This is a genomic window from Gilliamella sp. Fer1-1, assembly GCF_001690825.1.
GTDB classification, from domain to species: Bacteria; Pseudomonadota; Gammaproteobacteria; order Enterobacterales; family Orbaceae; genus Gilliamella; species Gilliamella apicola_C.
This window is the reverse complement of record NZ_LZGX01000079.1, coordinates 30,672-50,255: the sequence shown is the minus strand read 5'-3', so window position 1 is coordinate 50,255 and position 19,584 is coordinate 30,672. Positions and strand designations below refer to the sequence as shown.

Annotated in this window: 17 protein-coding genes and 2 pseudogenes; 11 read left to right on the top strand and 8 right to left on the bottom strand. The window is 37.9% G+C overall.

Going from position 1 to position 19,584, the window contains the following annotated elements; genetic code table 11:
• Window positions 1-75: 75 nt before the first annotated feature.
• The 3 genes from A9G28_RS09200 (at window position 76) to A9G28_RS09190 (ending at window position 1,905) form a co-directional block, all read left to right on the top strand.
• Entirely contained in the window at window positions 76-600 is a 525-nt protein-coding gene (locus tag A9G28_RS09200) for a hypothetical protein (protein WP_141674726.1), read from the top strand.
• 96 nt (window positions 601-696) lie between these two features.
• Window positions 697-1,146 carry a hypothetical protein gene (locus tag A9G28_RS09195; RefSeq protein WP_065580467.1) on the top strand — a complete coding sequence of 150 codons (450 nt, stop codon included), beginning with the start codon at window positions 697-699 and terminating at the stop codon, window positions 1,144-1,146.
• 3 nt (window positions 1,147-1,149) lie between these two features.
• Entirely contained in the window at window positions 1,150-1,905 is a 756-nt protein-coding gene (locus A9G28_RS09190; protein ID WP_065580466.1) for a hypothetical protein, read from the top strand.
• Window positions 1,906-1,909: 4 nt separating this feature from the next.
• Here the strand turns inward: A9G28_RS09190 and A9G28_RS09185 are convergent.
• Together A9G28_RS09185 and A9G28_RS14205 are read right to left on the bottom strand one after the other, a co-directional pair.
• Window positions 1,910-2,982: pseudogene (locus A9G28_RS09185) on the bottom strand (IS3 family transposase).
• A gap of 259 nt (window positions 2,983-3,241) precedes the next feature.
• A pseudogene (locus tag A9G28_RS14205) lies at window positions 3,242-3,373 on the bottom strand (helix-turn-helix domain-containing protein); the annotation flags it as partial.
• Window positions 3,374-3,532: 159 nt separating this feature from the next.
• Between A9G28_RS14205 and A9G28_RS09175 the strand changes: the two are divergent.
• The 8 genes from A9G28_RS09175 to A9G28_RS09140 are packed head-to-tail and all read left to right on the top strand — an operon-like array spanning window position 3,533 to window position 11,613.
• Window positions 3,533-4,546: a 3-oxoacyl-[acyl-carrier-protein] synthase III C-terminal domain-containing protein gene (locus A9G28_RS09175; protein ID WP_218057356.1), complete on the top strand. Its 1,014-nt coding sequence runs from the start codon at window positions 3,533-3,535 to the stop codon at window positions 4,544-4,546.
• On the top strand, window positions 4,543-5,550 hold the full coding sequence (locus A9G28_RS09170; protein ID WP_065566166.1) for an NAD-dependent epimerase/dehydratase family protein: 1,008 nt from the start codon (window positions 4,543-4,545) through the stop codon (window positions 5,548-5,550). Before A9G28_RS09175 ends, A9G28_RS09170 begins: the two co-directional genes overlap by 4 nt.
• A gap of 1 nt (window position 5,551) precedes the next feature.
• Window positions 5,552-6,358, top strand: coding sequence for an MBL fold metallo-hydrolase (locus A9G28_RS09165; protein ID WP_065566167.1), 807 nt, complete (start codon window positions 5,552-5,554; stop codon window positions 6,356-6,358).
• Window positions 6,355-7,644, top strand: a complete 1,290-nt coding sequence (locus A9G28_RS09160) for a F390 synthetase-related protein (RefSeq protein ID WP_065580464.1) — start codon at window positions 6,355-6,357, stop codon at window positions 7,642-7,644. Before A9G28_RS09165 ends, A9G28_RS09160 begins: the two co-directional genes overlap by 4 nt.
• Window positions 7,641-8,261 carry a phosphatase PAP2 family protein gene (locus A9G28_RS09155; RefSeq protein ID WP_218057006.1) on the top strand — a complete coding sequence of 207 codons (621 nt, stop codon included), beginning with the start codon at window positions 7,641-7,643 and terminating at the stop codon, window positions 8,259-8,261. The genes A9G28_RS09160 and A9G28_RS09155 overlap by 4 nt, the downstream gene beginning before the upstream one ends.
• Window positions 8,262-8,271: 10 nt before the next feature.
• Entirely contained in the window at window positions 8,272-9,378 is a 1,107-nt protein-coding gene (locus A9G28_RS09150) for a sterol desaturase family protein (RefSeq protein ID WP_065566169.1), read from the top strand.
• Window positions 9,368-10,492: a fatty acid desaturase family protein gene (locus A9G28_RS09145; protein WP_065580463.1), complete on the top strand. Its 1,125-nt coding sequence runs from the start codon at window positions 9,368-9,370 to the stop codon at window positions 10,490-10,492. The genes A9G28_RS09150 and A9G28_RS09145 overlap by 11 nt, the downstream gene beginning before the upstream one ends.
• Complete coding sequence (locus tag A9G28_RS09140) at window positions 10,492-11,613, top strand: fatty acid desaturase family protein (protein ID WP_065580462.1); 1,122 nt, start codon at window positions 10,492-10,494, stop codon at window positions 11,611-11,613. The genes A9G28_RS09145 and A9G28_RS09140 overlap by 1 nt, the downstream gene beginning before the upstream one ends.
• A gap of 154 nt (window positions 11,614-11,767) precedes the next feature.
• Here A9G28_RS09140 and tuf read toward each other — a convergent pair whose 3' ends face one another.
• The 6 genes from tuf to A9G28_RS09110 form a co-directional block, all read right to left on the bottom strand.
• Window positions 11,768-12,952, bottom strand: coding sequence for an elongation factor Tu (tuf, locus tag A9G28_RS09135; RefSeq protein ID WP_065572358.1), 1,185 nt, complete (start codon window positions 12,950-12,952; stop codon window positions 11,768-11,770).
• Window positions 12,953-13,022: 70 nt separating this feature from the next.
• A complete protein-coding gene (fusA, locus tag A9G28_RS09130) occupies window positions 13,023-15,125 on the bottom strand; it encodes an elongation factor G (protein ID WP_065566565.1) in 2,103 nt (700 codons plus the stop codon).
• Window positions 15,126-15,233: 108 nt separating this feature from the next.
• Window positions 15,234-15,704, bottom strand: a complete 471-nt coding sequence (gene rpsG, locus A9G28_RS09125; RefSeq protein ID WP_034915550.1) for a 30S ribosomal protein S7 — start codon at window positions 15,702-15,704, stop codon at window positions 15,234-15,236.
• 100 nt (window positions 15,705-15,804) lie between these two features.
• Entirely contained in the window at window positions 15,805-16,179 is a 375-nt protein-coding gene (gene rpsL, locus A9G28_RS09120) for a 30S ribosomal protein S12 (protein WP_034883792.1), read from the bottom strand.
• Between the two features lie 311 nt (window positions 16,180-16,490).
• Window positions 16,491-17,801, bottom strand: coding sequence for an NCS2 family permease (locus tag A9G28_RS09115; protein ID WP_065580461.1), 1,311 nt, complete (start codon window positions 17,799-17,801; stop codon window positions 16,491-16,493).
• Between the two features lie 179 nt (window positions 17,802-17,980).
• Window positions 17,981-19,555 carry a TerC family protein gene (locus tag A9G28_RS09110; RefSeq protein WP_065580460.1) on the bottom strand — a complete coding sequence of 525 codons (1,575 nt, stop codon included), beginning with the start codon at window positions 19,553-19,555 and terminating at the stop codon, window positions 17,981-17,983.
• Between the last annotated feature and the right edge of the window lie 29 nt (window positions 19,556-19,584).

Genomic DNA, 19,584 nt, shown 5'->3' with positions numbered 1-19,584 from the left:
TTAAAATATTCATAAATTAAATATTACTATCAGTAAAAAATAAACTTACTTGAGCCTTATCAGCGTGATTGTATCTTGCAACAAGTGTACGAGGCGCATGAACATGTCAAATCAAACTGGCAGCTTGAAAAAGAGCAACGCATTAAACTGTCACTGTGGTGGAAAAAAGTGGCACAAGCACAAGCTCAAAACCCAACCGCAAACACTGATGCCAATACCCCTAAACTGTCCAATCTATCCGCAGACGGCAAGGCGTGGTTTATTCATCCGGTGGCGATGATAGATTATTTCCAAGAAGAAAAAATAGATATTATTGTGTTTTATATTTATTTAGATGGTCGAATACAAAAGTATATACCATCATTTATTAAAGATGAGAATCAAAATAAGTATCGCTATGTCATTGTCGATGGACAAGATAACAGGTATAAGGTTTGTGATTTGGAATATATCAAAATTAAAGAAAAAGTTTCAGAGGGAATTACTCCTAATAAACCAAAAAATCATTTTAAACCAGGCCCTAATGATAGTGCTTCAGATGTAAACGATGGTGATACTAAATATCGAATTATTTATGCCAATGGAAAAATCGCTGAATGAGGTAAACATGATAAATATTATAAAAAGGAAAAAGTTGTTGATAAAAACTCATGGCGAGTTTTTGGTGTAACCGACAATGAAGTAGAGTTGATAAGAATGCCTGATTCATTAAATAAACAATTTGGCAATTTAAATATTGAATATAATTTCCATAATTCAAAACGCCGTTATGCCAATCCAGGTTTGTTTGCTGCCATGCTGGGGAGTATAGCTGTTTATAATAAAACTGTTACTACTACAGGTAGTGCATTTCAATGGGGATCTTGTTTTCCAAGCGCATTACATATTAATGGTATGGCTATTGACTTTGAGTATAAATCAAAAAATAACCAAGGTGGTTATTATTCTCATTCTTCTCAACAATATAAAGACGATTTAGCCTTTTTGAAGGCGATGTTACTATTTTTTGTTAAGGTTCGAGTTGGAAAGCATGATCATTTTAAAGAATTTAGACAATTATCAGGTGTTGTAGACGGAGGTGAATTACATAACTCGCACTTTCATGCCGACTTTTCACTCACTAAAATTGAAGAAATTAAGGAATAGCTTATGAAACATTTATTTTATATCGGTATTATTTTTTCTTTCTTTAGTACATGCTGCTACAGCCAACAATTTAATATAGAAAAAAAATATCGAGGCAATTCATTTCTCAATAAAGTAGATATGCAAAAATTAGAAAAAGATTGCTCACGTGAAGACTATATAAATTCTGATTATTCCATACAAGTAGAAATGGATAAACGTTGTCCATTATATAAATTTGGTAATTATTTTGATCATGTTTTTGATTCGGTTGATAAAAGTAAGGTGATCTATCAAAAAAATGGTTTAACCCTAAAATTAAGCAAAGAAGCTTTTAGCCTCGTGGATGAGGATAATTATTCTGGCACTAAATTGACTTTATCTTTAATTCAAAATAATGAAATTAAAGATAAAATAACGCTTGCTAATACTTTTACGAATGTAACTAGTTTACTTTCAGTTGGTTATCGATATTACTATATTGCACCAAGTGGTGATATTTATACTTTATCCTTAATTGAAATGGATGATGGAGTCGGTCCTCAAACTTGGAAGCATTATAAAATTGATGAAAAAAAATTAAAATTTAATTTATTACAGATATATGGTCGTCGAATTCAAACCACTTATCCTGACCATTTCAGCGTAGTACCTAACCCTGATGATATTATCGATTATAATAGCAGTGAATTTTTGGAATGTTTAAATGATGAAACTGACGAAAAATGTAATACAGAGCATCTTTGTAAATACCCCAAACTTAGTACACAACTCACGTAGAAAATCATGCTGCTTGTTTTAGTGTTTTATACTCAATCGGTGTCATGTTATTTAATGCCTCATGCGGTCTTTCGGTGTTATAAATCGTTAACCATTCTTCAGTTATTCTCCTTGCTTGTGCTAAGTTGTTAAAAAGATATAAATCGAGTACTTCAGTACGATAGGTACGATTAAATCGTTCAATATAGCCATTTTGATAAGGGCTACCGGGCTAGATATAATCAATGGTTATACCATGTAATTTAGCCCAGTTTATAAAGGTTTTTCCTGTAAATTCAGGTCCATTATCGACCCGTATTTTTAATGGATATCCATGATATTCGGCCAGTTTATCTAAGTAACGGGTAATCCTTCCTGCTGGTAAGCTTACTGCAATATCAATACCTAACGCCTCACGATTAAAGTCATCGATGACATTGAATGTCCTAAAGCGACGTTGATTACGACTACTGTCACTCATAAAATCCATTGACCAACATTCACCTTGTTTATTGGGAGGCAATAACTTTTCTGGCTCCCGAGGTGGAATTCGTTGTTTTCGTTTTGTTTTAAGATTCAGTTTTAACTCACAATACACCCGATAAACACGTTTATGATTCCAACGATATCCCAGTTTTCTGATTCGATTAAAACACTTAGGAAAGCCCCAACGTAAATGCCGGTCTGTGATAGCATTCAACACCGAAACAATCACCGAATCATCCTGTAACTTAGCTTGATAATAGTAAGCACAGCGGCTTAAGCCAACAATGGCACAACTCATAGCAATAGTAACCGAATGATTTTGTTGTAGTTGCTGTGCCCACGTTTTACGTGCCTTGGTGGGCACTAAAGCTTTTTTATGATTTCTTCCTGAAGCTGGGATTTTAAGCTCAGTTCGGCAAACATCTGCTTAAGCTTGCGGTTTTCAGCCTCAAGCTCCTTTAAGCGTTTGATATCCGACGTTTCCATACCGCCATATTTTTCCCGCCATTTATAAAAAGTTGAATTACCCATGCCATATTTACGGCACAGCTCTTTAACGGGAATACCCGCTTCAGCTTCTTTTAAAATAGCTACGATTTGATGTTCAGTCATTTTTTTTCATAATTGAATCCTCTTTTACTTTTATCATAGAGAATTTTTGTACTATTTTAGGGGATAGTTACACGTCAAATTGCCGTTGTCAATGATTCTTTTTGGCTGTTTGATTCACTTCTGTATTATGAGGTTTATAACGTTTAATGGTGTTATTTTGATACGCACAATAAGGATTTTATTACCCGAGCAATAACTTTTGTTCTTATGGACTGTGATTATCTTTTGTTTTAAATAAGCCACTTTAACGGGCTTACATTATCCAACGGTCCCATGCTGATGGTGTCAAATTATATTCTGCAACGATTTCACCACGTGATTTACCGTGTTGATAAAGACTGATGATTTGGTATTTAAAATCATCATTGAATGTTCGCTTTTTTCGTTTAATCTTATTTATATTAGCTTCTTTTTTAATTGTGGTAAGTTTACCTTATCGCTTATAAAAAGTGTGGGCCGACCCACTAATACCTGTAGTTTAAAAAAAGTTTATTAGAATTAAATAGAGTACTATAATAATTGGTACAGGATAGTTTTTGGAGTATAGCTTTTGTTAAAAGACAATGAAGTGCTAAACAAAACGGTAGTCCCTATCAAAATTATTTCAACCGGTATTGCTTTACCGCCAAATAAACTTGATGCGGAAGAATTAGATAAAAGGCTGAATAAACCTGCTGGTTATTCGCTTAAGCGTTCAGGTATCCTTTATCGCTATCACGCTGATCAGCAATTGAGTCAAGCCGATTTAGCCGCCCAAGCGATTAATGATGCGTTAATGCGTTGTGATATAGACGCAAAATCGATTGATTTATTAATTTCAGCTTGTGCACTTCCTGTTCAAGCCCTACCATATACCGCAACCCATATTCTAAAAGCCAGTTCACTTTCCAAAAATATTACCTGCTTTGATGTTAATGGCAGTTGTGTGAGCTTTATTAGTGCGTTACAAGTGGCTGCTGGGCTATTAAATTCTGGTGCTTATAAGCGAATCGCTATTGTTTCGGCAGATTTGGCTTCACGAGGGTTAGATTGGCAAGATGAAGAATCTTCATTTATCTTTGGTGATGGCGCTGCTTGTGCTATTGTCGAACAAGGGGATGGTCGCAGTGGTATTCTTTCTTGTTTGTTAGAGACTTATACCGATGGTATTGATCTATGTGAAATTCGCGGTGGCGGGAGCCGCCGAAATTTTAGAACTGGGATGGATGAAACCGATTGTCTTTTCCATATGCAGGGTAAGCCATTATTTAAACTGGTATCTTCGTTAATTGAGCCATATTTAGCTCGCTTATTAAATCAAGCTGGTTTAACTCTTGCCGATATTGCTACGGTTATTCCTCATCAAGCTAGCCATTTGTCTTTAGAACATATGCGTAAACGACTTAATGTTTCAAGTGACGTGCTAATTGATATCTACCGCTTTCGCGGTAATCAAGTGGCAGCTTCGATACCTAGTGCATTGCATGAAGCAATAATAACTAAACGATTTAATTCTGGCAAACCTGCCATGTTGATAGGTACTGCTGCTGGGGTCACTTTAGGGGGAATGATTTTATTGCCATGAGATTTTTAGTTACTGGTGCGACCAGTGGTTTAGGTCGTAATGCAGTTGAGTGGTTGCTTAAACAAGGTCATCAAGTGCATGCGACAGGGCGCAATAATGAGGTGGGAAAGCAACTTATTGCGCTAGGTGCTACGTTTACTCAGCTTGATTTAGTCACGGCGAGCAAAATGGATTATCACCAATTATTGAGAGATTGTGATATAGTTTGGCATTGTGCTGCGTTATCATCCCCTTGGGGGAACTATGAATGGTTTTATCAGGCGAATGTTTTAGTGACCTCACAATTAGCCGATATTGCAGGGCAACTTGGGATTAAGCGCTTTATTCATGTATCCACGCCATCGATCTATTTTGATTTTAAATCCCACCGTCATATTTCTGAAGAATATCGAGCTAAACGGTTTGCTAATCATTATGCTGATACCAAATATCAAGCCGAACAGCATATTCAAACATGTGTTACACGCTATCGTGAAACTGTTTATCTAATATTAAGACCGAGAGGTATATTTGGACCACATGATCGTGTGATTATTCCTCGTATGCTTGCATTATTAAAACGTACTGGCGGTATATTATATTTGCCAGCAGGAGGGCAAGCTTATTTGGATCTTACCTTTGTGCTAAATGTAGTTTATGCTTTATTTGTGGCCTCAACTCAGCAGCAAGTATTGTCGGGTGAAGCCTTTAATATTACCAATCAACAACCATGTCAGCTTAATCAATTATTAAAGGCGTTGTTAACCGATCAATTGCAACTCGATTATAAAATTCGCTCGCTCCCTTATCCACTACTTTACGGTATCGCTACTGTGCTTGAGGGGGTATCGGCTTTAACTCATAAAGAACCACTACTAACGCGTTATAGCGTTGGTACATTATATTTTGATATGACTTTAAGCCAACAACAGGCGATTGAACGTTTAGGTTATCAACCTTTATATGATCTTAATGAAAGCATTACGCTGACAGCGCGCTGGTTACAGGAAAGTGGAATGGTATAAGATGGCTAAAATAATCCCATTTAAAGCTGGATACTGTACTCATATTGCGTGTATGGTTATGCGGGGTGCTGGATTTCATGTTTGCCAGTTTCCTGCACGTGCTTGGCTAATTGAGGTTGATGGCTATCGCTGGTTGTGGGATACTGGATATGCTGAGTATTTTCAACAATATACCCAATCGGGCATATTCAAACTTTATCAAAAAACCACCCCAGTTTATCTAAAGCAAGGCGAATCATTAAAAGCGCAATTTGCGACTTTGGGTATTGAGCTTGCCAGTATACAAAATGTGATTATCTCACATTTTCATGGTGATCATATTGCGGGATTGAAAGATTTTATTCACAGCCGTTTTATTTGTTCCCAAAAAGGTTGGCAAACGGTCAAACCGCTACATGGCTTTTTTGCCCTTAAGCAAGGTTTTGTTCCCGATCTTATTCCTGATGATTTTGAACAGCGTGTTAGTTTTTTAGAACAATTTGAGTGTTGCACGTTAGCACCTGAGTTATCTCCTTTTACGCATGGCTATATTTTACCTAATAGCAAAAAGCAGGTAATTTTAGTGCCTTTACCTGGTCATGCAGCTGGTCACATTGGCGCATTTATCTTGACTGATGAGGGATGGACACTTTTGGCTAGCGATGCAGCATGGGTTAAAGCTAATTATAAAGAGTTAAAAAAGCCGTCTCGTTTGGCGCAACTCATTATGGACGATCCACGCGCCTATCATCAAACCCTTAATCAACTACACCAACTTTCTTATCAACCTAATGTTACCATTTATTTAAGCCATGAGGATGAACAATGAGGCTACTAAAAATACTTTGGTATTATTGGCGCACCAAACGCTTAACATTTAGCTGCCGAGCAGATCTTGAAGCATATCAACGCAAACAATTAGAAAAATTTAAACAGCGGGTATTAAGCAAAAGCCCTTACTTTAGTCGATTTATTAAACAACCTTTTGATACTTGGCCACTGATGAACAAACAATTGATGATGGCGAATTTTGATCAAATGAATACCGCAAATCTTAATAGCCAAGCGTTATTGGCATTAGCCCAACAAAGCGAGCAAAAGCGCGATTTTAGCGCCAAAATGGGTAAGTTTAGTGTGGGATTATCTTCAGGAACTTCAGGGCAACGAGGGATTTTTGTGGTTAGTCCAAAAGAACAACAAATTTGGGCTGGAGGCATACTGGCAAAAATGTTACCACGCGGGTTATGGAAAGAAGAACGTGTTGCACTGTTTTTAAGATCTGATAATCATCTTTATCATAGTACTAACAGTCATCGATTGACCTTTCGTTTTTACGGGTTGTTTGATAATTTTCAACAACAGATCCAATCGCTGGATGACTATCAACCAACTATTATTATTGCCCCTGCACAGGTACTGCGCGCTCTTGCAACTGAAAAACTCAACGACAAGTTAACTGTCAATCCTATTTTAGTGATATCTGTCGCAGAAGTGCTCGAAGAACAAGATAAAAAACTTATCAAACAAGCGTTTAATCAGCTCGCTGAAGTTTATCAAGCCACCGAAGGATTTCTTGCTGCAACCTGTCCACTCGGCACTTTGCATTTAAATGAAGAGTTTATCTATATTGAACCTCATTGGTTAGATGAAGATCGTTTTATACCAATTATCACCGATTTTACTCGGCAAACACAGCCTATCGTACGTTATCAATTAGATGATATTTTAGTTCGTAGCCAAACGCCATGCCAATGTGGTTGGCAAGGTATGGCGATTTCACATATTGAGGGGCGATGCGATGATCAGCTTGTATTAACAGATCAACATGGGAAACCATTAACCATTTTTGCTGATTATTGTAGTCGAGTAATAGCCAATACCTTACCGCTAACCTGTGATTACCGCCTGATTCAGCACAACGATCAATGTATTGAACTCATTGGCAGTTGCTCAAAAGAACAGTTAAGCCAGTGTCAGCAGGCATTAACGGCTCATTTTATTCAACAAGGTGCCAAGGTTGATGCGCTAAGCTGGAAGCTTACGTCAGTTGTTACACTACCCAAAGACTTTGCACAAAAAAGACGGCGGATCATTCGTGAGCGAGGTAGCCAATGAAGTTAATAAAGCCTTGTCTTATGCGATTAGCCTATTTATTGTTCGGATGGCTTAGTGTGGGGGTATTTTATCGTAGTGCGGGTGAGCTACAAGGCGAGCCGACATTACTTACCCCTTCGATAATTGACCAATCGATTGCCTTTACACCTCATGCTATTTGGTTTTATCTTTCGTTCTTTTTGATCATCCCAATTTGTTTTTTAGTCGCTCCTTATCATCGCTTACTTTGGATGTCTACCTGTTTTATATTAAGTGGCTTTCTTGCAGGGCTTTGTTACCTTATTTTTCCGACCTCGATGGATTTTCCTGTCGATACTGGTACCTCAATCAGTTCTTGGCTATTAGCTAAACTGATTGATATTGATGTTCCTGTTAACTGCTTTCCTTCGTTACATATTACTTTAACCTTGCTTGCAATTTGGGGGAGTTTAGATAAGTGTCATCCTCTGCGTAATATATTATTGGTACTGTGGGGCATAGCAATTGCTTTTTCGATTATCCAACTTAGGCGGCACTTGTTTGTTGATTTTCTTGGTGGGATCGCATTAGCGTTGATGGTGGGGTATGGTGTGCGTTACGGCTCTTCTTATTTAATTAAACAAAATTTAGAACAATAGGAATCTTATTATGTTGGATTTAGTTTTACCTTTTGTGATAATGTTAATCTTGATTGTTGCAGAAGCTTTCGTTTTACAATATATAAAAAAAGTAACCGTTAACTGGTCTGATATTATTTTTAATTTAAACTCAGGGCATTTAATGCTTTGGTTGTTTCGCGGGCTTGAATTAGTCTGCTACCATTTTGTTTATACGCATTTTAGCTTTAATCTGTTTATCCATGTGCCGATCATTTTAACTTGGATATTTACCTTATTGGCTTGGGATTTTGGTTTTTATTGGGAACACCGTTTACATCATAAAATACCCCTATTGTGGGCAATTCACATGGTGCATCATCAAGGCGAACATTTTAATTTATCTTTAGCTATCCGTAATTCGTGGTATTCATCGCTTACTTCAATCCCATTTTTTGCCTTATTAGCTATTGCAGGTGTTCCAACACCAATTTTTATTGCCGTGTCGATCTTTCATTATTCGATTCAATTTTTTAATCACAATGCTGTCACCCCAAAACTAGGTCTATTAGAAAAGATTTTGGTTACGCCAACGCATCATAAAGTCCATCACCTTAAAGACCATTATTATGCTAATCATAATTTTTCAGGGTCATTTATATTCTGGGATAAGCTTTTCGGTACGTTTGAAACAACGCCTGTCGATAAAACGATTACCTATGGTAGCCATGGCATTATGTCACAAAATCCTTTTTGGGCTAGCATGTTACCTTTTATGGCATTATTCAACATTCCTTATTCCCCTAGTTTATCCCGTTATCGCTTACCGCATGGTTTATTAGTGAGTGGTGGTTTAGTCCTATTTGGCTTGGTATTAAGCTACGTCTATGATTATGGCTACGGTTACCATAATGTTACCATGACGCAGTATCTATTATTTGGCAGTTTGGTATTGGGTAGTATTGCCTTAGGAGGCATGGCGGAAGGCAAACATTGGGGAATAGTTAGTTGGTTTGTCTTGTGCTGGTTGATTCCTCTATTTTTTGCCATCTTTTGGCAATGGCCACCATTTTACTGGCTATTATTTGCAAGCTTGATGACAATACATGGCTCAATCACTTATGTTATGTGGCTTATAGGAAAATATCATGTCAACTAAACCGTTACCTAAGTTACACTACACCAATAATGATGAACCATTTCATCAAGAATTAATGGCAGAAGCTGAAGCTTATTTGGCTCAAAAAGGCGATCATCGTTTTGCTAATAGCACATTATTGTTTAAGAATTTCTTATTATTATTCCTTTGTGCTGTATGTTATTTCTTCAGTTTACATCAAGTGACTATCGGGTTATTTGCGCTTTATTATTTTGGTTTTGTTATGTCAGCCATGCTAGCCAATATTAATGCACAACATGATGCTTGCCATAATGTCTTTTTTCGAACTCGACTAGCGAATCGCATTTTTGGGCGATTGGTGACATTACCTTTGGGTATTGATCCACATTATTGGCAAGTTAGGCATGTTGATTATCATCATATTTATCCTAATATCGACAAATACGATCTTGATATGGAAGAGAATGGGGTCTTTCGCCAAACGCCATTTCAAAAATGGTACCCACACATGCGATTTCAGTCGTTTTATTGGCCTTTTATTGCTGGGTTATCATTACCTTATATTGCATGGGTATTTGATTGGTCTGATCAATTAGGTAAAACTGCGCTAGCATCAGATAAAAAAAACTTAACCAGTCTCACAGGATGGGGGTTATTTTTAGGTAGCAAAATTTTGCATTTCATCATAGCCCTAATGCTACCGATATTTATTTTATCTTCGGTGGGTATTAGTTGGTACGGTGTACTATCGGTTTATCTTATTACACAAATGCTTTCATCCTTAATTGTTGTGTGCTTACTCTTAGGGACACATTGGGCCGATCCTGCATTTTATACGGCACCCAAAGATGGCAAAATAGAGCATGGTTGGTATTACCAGCAATTTACTACCTGCTGTGATTGGTACCCATCTCCCAAAATATTTAACGAATTATTAGGTGGGGTAAATTTACATCTTACTCATCATCTGTTTCCAGGATGGAGCCATCGCCATTATCCAGCGTTAATGCTAATTGTTGAACGATTAGCACAAAAGTATCAATTACCTTATCGCAGGTTAGGCTATCTTGAGTTACTTACTCAACAGCAACAATTTATCCGTAAAATGGCACAAAATCCGAATAAACAAACTTCCTATTCAGAGTCAGACTAATGCAAAAGCCACAATCACAGCCGCAACCACAACCACAACAGCCCACACTACGGTTTAGTAATGAGCAAGATATATTATTGCGAGAAGCATTAAATACGGCAGCAAAAGATTATTTACTTACCCAAAATGATCATCGTTATGCAAATAGTGGCATGTATTTAAAGTTAGGTTTACTCTTAGTTCTGTGTATAGGATTTTACTGTTGCGCGCTTTTTCAACAATCAGCATATCTATTCTCTCTTTACTATTTTATGTTTAGTTCGCTCGCCCTACTATTAGCGATTAATGTGGTGCATGACGCATCACATAATGTATTTTTTAAATCAAGCAACGCAAATACTTGGCTTAATCGACTAATTACCATTCCACTTGGGATTGATCCAGAATGCTGGCGTATTCGTCATGTTGTGCAGCATCATCCTTTTACTAATATTGAACATTATGATCTAGATATTGAGTATAATGGCGTGCTTAGGCAAACACCTTTCCAAGTGCACCATTGGTTTATGCGTTATCAGCATTATTACTGGCCATTAGTGGCAGGAATGACCTTTCCTGCAATTATTTGGTGGTTTGATTGGCAAGATCGGTTAGGCTTAAATTTTGATAAAAACAAATTTACCCATCATGGCATAGTTGGTTGGTTTGCCTTTTTGGTTATTAAGGCTTTACATGTTAGTTTGGCTATTGTTATTCCAATATATATTTGTCCTCAATTTAGTTTATGGTTTATTCTCATTGTCTATGGTTTAAGTCAATTTTTTGCTTCACTGATTTTTGTCATACTGATTCTTGGTACCCACTGGGCAAAAGCGACCTTTTATCAAGCGCCCGAACATGGTCTTATGCCACATGGTTCGATACAACATGTATTTAATACTACGCTTAATTGGCGATTAAAGTTTCCCATTTTAGAATATTGGTTAGGTGGATTAAATTTACATCTAACTCACCACATATATCCTGGTTTCAGCCATCGTCACTATCAACACCTGACGAAAATTATTCAACAAATTGCTAAGCAACATCAGATTGATTATCACGAAATTACCTTATATGAACTATTTGTACAACAGCAAGTCTTTTTAAAAAAAATGGGAAAAGCACAGCGGATGGATTGATTGTAACTTTATATAAATATTTGATTTTATTTTTAAAGTTATCTATTGTGCTTCATGGATATGATCGATGGTTATCAAAAAAAGTGCACATTGTGCACTTTTTTGATTGATGGTAAAGAGTAACAGTTGGTTACTCTTTATAGTAGCAGGCAGATTACTTAATAACCTTAGCAACCACACCAGCACCAACAGTACGGCCACCTTCACGAATCGCAAAACGTAAACCTTCAGCCATCGCGATAGGGTGAATTAATGATACTGTCATTTTGATGTTGTCACCAGGCATTACCATTTCTACGCCTTCTGGTAATTCAATAGTACCCGTTACGTCAGTTGTACGGAAGTAGAACTGTGGACGGTAACCTTTGAAGAATGGAGTATGACGACCACCTTCATCTTTACTTAAGATATACACTTCTGATTCAAAATCAGTATGTGGAGTGATTGAACCTGGTTTTGCAAGTACTTGACCACGTTCGATTTCTTCACGTTTTGTACCACGTAGTAATACACCAACGTTTTCACCTGCACGACCTTCGTCAAGTAATTTACGGAACATTTCAACACCCGTACAAGTGGTTTTAGTTGTTGGTTTGATACCAACGATTTCAACTTCTTCACCCACTTTGATGATACCGCGTTCAACACGACCAGTTACTACTGTACCACGACCTGAAATTGAGAATACGTCTTCAATTGGTAATAGGAATGGTTTGTCAATATCACGCTCTGGCTCTGGGATGTAGCTGTCTAATGCTTCAGCTAATTCAACAATTTTGTCTTCCCACGCTGCTTCGCCTTCTAATGCTTTAAGCGCTGAGCCACGGATTACTGGTGTGTCATCACCTGGGAAATCGTATTGAGATAGAAGTTCACGTACTTCCATTTCAACTAATTCTAATAACTCTTCGTCATCAACCATATCACATTTGTTTAAGAATACGATGATGTAAGGAACACCTACTTGACGACCTAAAAGGATGTGCTCACGAGTTTGTGGCATAGGACCATCAGTTGCTGCTACTACTAAGATAGCACCGTCCATTTGTGCCGCACCAGTGATCATGTTTTTAACATAGTCAGCATGGCCTGGGCAGTCTACGTGCGCATAGTGGCGAGTTGGTGTATCGTATTCAACGTGTGAAGTATTGATGGTGATACCACGTGCTTTTTCTTCTGGTGCGTTATCGATTTGATCGAATGCACGAGCTTGACCGCCGTATTTTTTAGCAAGAACAGAAGTAATTGCTGCAGTTAAAGTTGTTTTACCATGGTCAACGTGGCCGATTGTACCAACGTTAACGTGGGGTTTTGTACGTTCAAATTTTTCTTTAGACATCTTAATGTTCCTTTATTAAATCACTTCCCTTATGTTATTAAGGGAAGCGTTACTTTATTTAGATAAATAATTATTTCGCTTTACGAGCTTCAATAATTGCTGTTGCAATATTTGTTGGTGCTTCATTGTACTTCAAGAACTCCATAGAGTAAGAAGCACGACCTTGTGTTTGTGAACGTAGGTCTGTTGCATAACCAAACATTTCTGAAAGTGGAACTTGTGCTTTTACTGTTTTACCAGTTGCAGTATCTTCCATTCCTTCGATCATACCGCGACGACGGTTTAAGTCACCGATAACATCACCCATATAATCTTCAGGAGTTTCAACTTCTACTTTCATAATCGGTTCTAAAAGCACTGGTTTTGCTTTCATAAAGCCGTCTTTAAATGCCATTGAACCAGCAATTTTAAATGCCATTTCTGATGAGTCGACATCATGGTAAGAACCATCAAAGATAGTGACTTCAACATCAACAATTGGGTAACCAGCAAGAACACCGTTTTTCATTTGTTCTTGACAGCCTTTATCAACTGCAGGGATGTATTCTTTAGGAACCACACCACCAACAATTTCGTTGTTGAATTTGTAGCCTTCGCCGCCTGCTTCTAATGGCTTGATTTTTAACCATACATGACCATATTGACCACGACCACCAGATTGGCGAACAAATTTACCTTCTTGTTCTACTTCATTGCGAATTGTTTCACGGTAAGCAACTTGTGGTTTACCAACATTTGCTTCCACTTTAAATTCACGTTTCATACGGTCAACGATGATTTCTAAGTGAAGCTCACCCATACCAGAAATAATAGTTTGACCTGATTCTTCGTCAGTGTGAACACGGAATGAAGGATCTTCTTGCGCTAATCGACCTAAAGCAAGTCCCATTTTTTCTTGGTCAGCTTTTGTTTTTGGTTCAACAGCAACCGAGATTACTGGCTCTGGGAACTCCATTCTTTCAAGAATGATTGGTGCGCTTTCAGCACAAAGTGTATCACCAGTAGTCACATCTTTAAGACCGATAGCCGCTGCAATGTCACCTGCGCGAACTTCTTTGATTTCTTCACGTTTGTTAGCGTGCATCTGAACGATACGACCAAAACGTTCTTTTTTATCTTTAACTGAGTTAAGAACGGTATCACCAGAGTTAACAACGCCTGAGTACACACGGAAGAATGTTAAGTTACCAACAAATGGGTCAGTTGCAATTTTGAATGCTAATGATGAGAATGGTTCATCATCACTTGAATGACGTTCCGCTGCTTCACCATTTTGTAATTCACCTTTGATTGCTGGTACATCGGTTGGTGCTGGTAGATATTCAATAACGGCATCAAGCATAAATTGAACACCTTTATTTTTAAAAGCACTACCACAAGTTACTAAGATGATTTCGTTAGCAAGCACGCGCTCACGTAGTGCTGCTTTGACTTCTTCTTCAGTTAACTCTTCACCACCAAGGTATTTTTCCATTAACTCTTCACTTGCTTCAGCAGCAGTTTCTATTAAGAATGAGCGCCATTCTTCAACTTGCTCAACCATATCTGCTGGTACATCTTCGTAAGTGAATGTTACGCCTTGGTCGGCATCATTCCAGTTGATTGCTTTACGTTTAAGTAAATCAACCACACCAGTAAATGCTTCTTCTGCACCGATTGGTAAAACTAAAGGAACAGGAACGGCGGCTAAACGGGTTTTGATTTGATCAACAACACGTAAGAAATTAGCACCCATACGGTCCATTTTGTTTACAAATGCGATACGTGGAACTTTATATTTATTTGCTTGGCGCCATACTGTTTCTGATTGTGGTTGAACACCGCCTACAGCACAATAAACCATAACTGCACCATCAAGTACACGCATAGAACGCTCAACTTCGATTGTGAAGTCAACGTGTCCCGGGGTGTCGATAATGTTGATGCGGTGTGGTTCAAATTGTTGACCCATACCAGACCAGAATGCAGTTGTTGCTGCAGATGTGATAGTAATACCACGTTCTTGTTCTTGTTCCATCCAGTCCATGGTCGCTGCGCCATCATGAACTTCACCAATTTTGTGACTTACGCCAGTGTAAAACAAAATACGTTCAGTTGTTGTTGTTTTACCTGCGTCAATATGCGCACTGATACCAATATTACGGTAACGTGCTATGGGGGTTGTACGAGCCATATTAATCCTCTATTTAGAATCGTTTGCTTAACAAAATATCATTTAAGTAGACTGAAAGCAGATAAGGACAATCAGTCTTAATTCAAGTTATTTGTGTAAATAACTTGATTACCAACGATAGTGTGCAAACGCTCTATTAGCTTCAGCCATACGATGAACATCTTCGCGTTTTTTCACAGCGGTACCTTTGTTTTCAAAAGCATCCATAAGTTCATTCGCAAGGCGTAGAGCCATTGATTTATCGCCACGTTTACGTGCAGCATCTACAATCCAACGCATTGCAAGTGCATTACGACGAACAGGGCGCACTTCAACAGGAACTTGGTATGTAGAACCACCAACGCGACGAGACTTAACTTCTACAGTTGGTCTTACGTTATCTAATGCAACTTCGAAAGCTGCTAAGTGGTCTTTTCCACTACGCTCAGCTAATTTATCAAGAGCCGAATATACGATTGATTCTGCGATAGATTTTTTACCATCTATCATTAAAATATTTACAAATTTCGCCAGTAACTCTGAACCGAACTTCGGATCAGGAAGAATTTTTCTTTGACCGACAACATGACGACGTGGCATTGGAATACTCCGTTTATATGTTATAAATTTTTCAGGTTTACCCAAAACTCAAATGAGTTAAATGGAATTATATAGTTTGGCCTTACTTAACGGAGTTCCATTAAGCTTTAGGTCGTTTAACACCGTATTTAGAACGGCTTTGTTTGCGATCTTTAACACCTGCGCAGTCTAATGCACCGCGAACAGTGTGGTAACGCACACCTGGTAAGTCTTTAACACGACCACCTCGGATTAAAATTACACTATGCTCTTGTAAGTTGTGACCTTCACCACCGATATAAGAAGTTACTTCAAAACCGTTAGTTAAACGTACACGACACACTTTACGTAATGCTGAGTTTGGTTTTTTCGGTGTAGTTGTATAAACACGAGTACAAACACCGCGTTTTTGCGGGCATGCTTCAAGGGCAGGAACGTTACTTTTTGCTTCCTTTAGTGCTCTTGGTTTGCGTACCAGCTGATTAATTGTTGCCATTAATAAGCTCCTGATTAATTAAAATAAATTTAAAATTGCTTTTTAGATACGTAATTAATAACTGTAGACCAAAACCTATGTATATAAGTTTTGGGTCGCAAGATTCTAGACCCCAGAAGATATAATGTCAAGTTTTTGCTAATATTAAGTGTTTGATCTAGAGTTTAATTCTTGTTGAAGGTCATCGTTTTTTTAATGAAAAGAGGGTAGTATTTTTATACTGATATTCATAAGCAAAAACAGATCAATATCTGTATTAGCCGTTTTGAAAAATGCTTATTCCCCATTGTAAGTCACAATGGGGAATTGTTTTAATGGTGATCGATAAAGATAAATTTTAAAGCAAATAGTAACGCAAAAATAATTACGCAAAGATTGAGCTCTTTAAACTTACCTGTAAAGGTTTTTAGCACTACGTAAGAGATAAAACCTAGCGCAACGCCTTCTGTAATAGCAAAGGCAAAAGGCATCATGATTGCGGTAATAAATGCTGGTGTTGCCTCGGTTAAATCAGACCACTTAACTTTAACTAAGCTTGAAACCATTAAAATGCCAACAAAAATAAGCGCCCCAGATGTGGCATAAGTTGGCACTAAATGGGCCAGTGGCGATAAAAAAGTCACAATTAAAAATAACACGCCAACAACAACTGCCGTTAAGCCTGTGCGCCCACCAACAGAAATGCCTGCTGAACTTTCGATATAGGTTAATACCGATGATGTGCCGAATAATCCACCTAGCGATGAACTAAAGCTATCGATTAATAGTGCTTGGCGCATTTTAGGAAAACGGCCTTTCTCATCACTAATTCCTGCTTTATCGGTTAAAGCCAATATGGTGCCAGATGAATCGAATAGGCTGACAATCATGACTGAAAAAATAACGCCCATGATGCCAATATTAAATGAGCCAGCGAGATCAACATGACCAACAACGCTACTAACACTTGGTGGCATGGACACAATACCTTGATAATTAATATTAGGATCGAGCCATAGTGCCAGTAATGTCACAACTAAAATCGAAATTAATACCGCAGCATGAAAGTTACGTGCCGCTAAAATAATAATGATGAAAAAACCCAGTGATCCCAATAATACTTTAAGCGATAAGATATTGCCCATGGTTAATAGGGTAGAAGGCGATGCGACTACAATACCCATATTTTGAAAACCCATAAAGGCAATAAATAGCCCAATACCCGCACTGATACCTATACGTAAACATTGTGGAATATGTTCAATTAGCCAGTGGCGAACTTTAAATAGGGATAAAGCGAAAAAGACGAGCGAGCCCCAAAATATGGCACCCATACCGACTTGCCAAGAGTAGCCCATGGCACCACACATGCCATAGGCAAAGAAGACATTTAGTCCCATTGCTGGTGCAAGTGCTATTGGTAAGTTAGCAAATAGGCCCATTAAAATCGTTGCCAACGCAGTAATTATACAAGTTAGTACAAATACCGCAGATTTATCCATACCGGTTGCAGATAGAATCGATGGATTAACAAAGATGATGTAAACCATTGTTAGGAAGGTGGTACAACCAGCAATAATTTCAGTACCGACAGTTGTCTTTTTTTCTTTCAATTGAAACAGTTTTTCGAATATTGAATTCATAAGTTAAGGCCTAATTGGATTGATAAGTAATCATAAATGTTGATAAACAGTGCTAGCTTTTTTACCAAAAAGTAAAAATAAAAAAGATGAGGAGTTGTAGCTCCACATCTTCAGAGGTGTTACCGCATTATTATTGCCAGTTATTTATTTTGGTCAAGCGTTATTCTGGCTATACTGTATTACAATGCACCAGAATTGAGTTTATTTAACGTAATTTTTACTTTCAAAATTCTGTGGCTTTCTATTTCGGCTACTTCAAATAAATAATCGCCAATTTGAATGGTTTCGCCAACATTGAGTAAATGTTGTGCTTTTTCCATTAATAGTCCTGCCAAAGTATGATATTCACGCTTATCATCAATAGGAATAGGGACAAAGCGTACTAGCTCTTCAACAGGAATATAGCCGTTAGCAATCCAGCTGTTATCATCTAAACATTGAATATCATGTTTAGCATCAATTTCCTCTTCTTCTGTTGGGAAATCGCCGGCAATGGTTTCGATAATATCGGTTACCGAAACAACCCCTTGCATTGAACCAAACTCATCAACCACAAAGGCAAAATGGGTTTTGGCTTTTTTAAATTGTTCTAAGGCAACCAGTAACGATACCGTTTCAGGGAAGATCAACGGTTGTTTGATAAGCGAATGAATATCGATTGGCTTTTCGCTTTGGAGTATGTCTTTTAAAAGATCATTAACTTGGATGATGCCTAATGGTTCATCAATCGAGTCATTATCCGTGACTACTAAGCGTGAATGAGGATTATCAAAGATTTCTTTTATGATGACATCTCGATTATCATTAATATTAACCATATCAACATCAAGCCTAGATGTCATGATACTACTGACGGAACGTTGCGCTAGGCCAAGCACTCGCTCAACCATGCTTAGTTCTTGATGATTAAATACCGAGACTTTTTTATTGGCATCTGACACCACATCAATGGTGTGGGTATCGGGATCTTCTTCTGCATCACCTTTTAATAGGTGTAAAATTGCTTCGGCAGTGCGTTCACGTAATGGTTTTTTATTTAATGCTTTGCGCCGGTTAAAAATAGCTAATTGGTTGAAAAACTCAATCATAATTGAGAATCCAATTGCGGCATATAGGTAACCTTTTGGAATCATAAAACCAAAACCTTCGGCAACTAGGCTAAAGCCAATCATTAATAAAAAGCTCAAGCAGAGAATGACAATCGTTGGGTGAGCGTTGACAAAATTAGCCAATGGTTTACTTGCCACCATCATAATGCCAATGGCGATGCAAACAGCAATAATCATCACAGGAATATGTTCAACCATTCCCACAGCGGTAATCACCGAATCAAGTGAGAACACCGCATCAAGTACGACTATTTGGGCTACAACAGTCCAAAAGTGAGAAGTTTTTTTCGGTTTTCCGTCTTCGTGTGACGCACCTTCAAGGCGCTCATTGAGCTCCATTGTGGCTTTAAATAGTAAAAATATCCCCCCGATTAACATAATCAGTTGGCGTGCATTAAAGCTGATTCCAGATATTGAAAATAATGGTGTAGTGAGTGTAACTAACCAACCCGTGAACATTAATAATAACACTCGGGTAATTAATGCAAAGGCAAGGCCTGTAATGCGGGCTTTGTCTCGTTGATGGGGTGGAAGTTTCTCGGCAAGAATGGCAATAAAAACAATGTTATCAATACCAAGGACGATTTCAAGTACAACCAGAGTGGATAAGCCAATCCAGATTGTAGGATCCATGATCCATTCCATATGTCAGGTGATTACCTCTAATAAATACA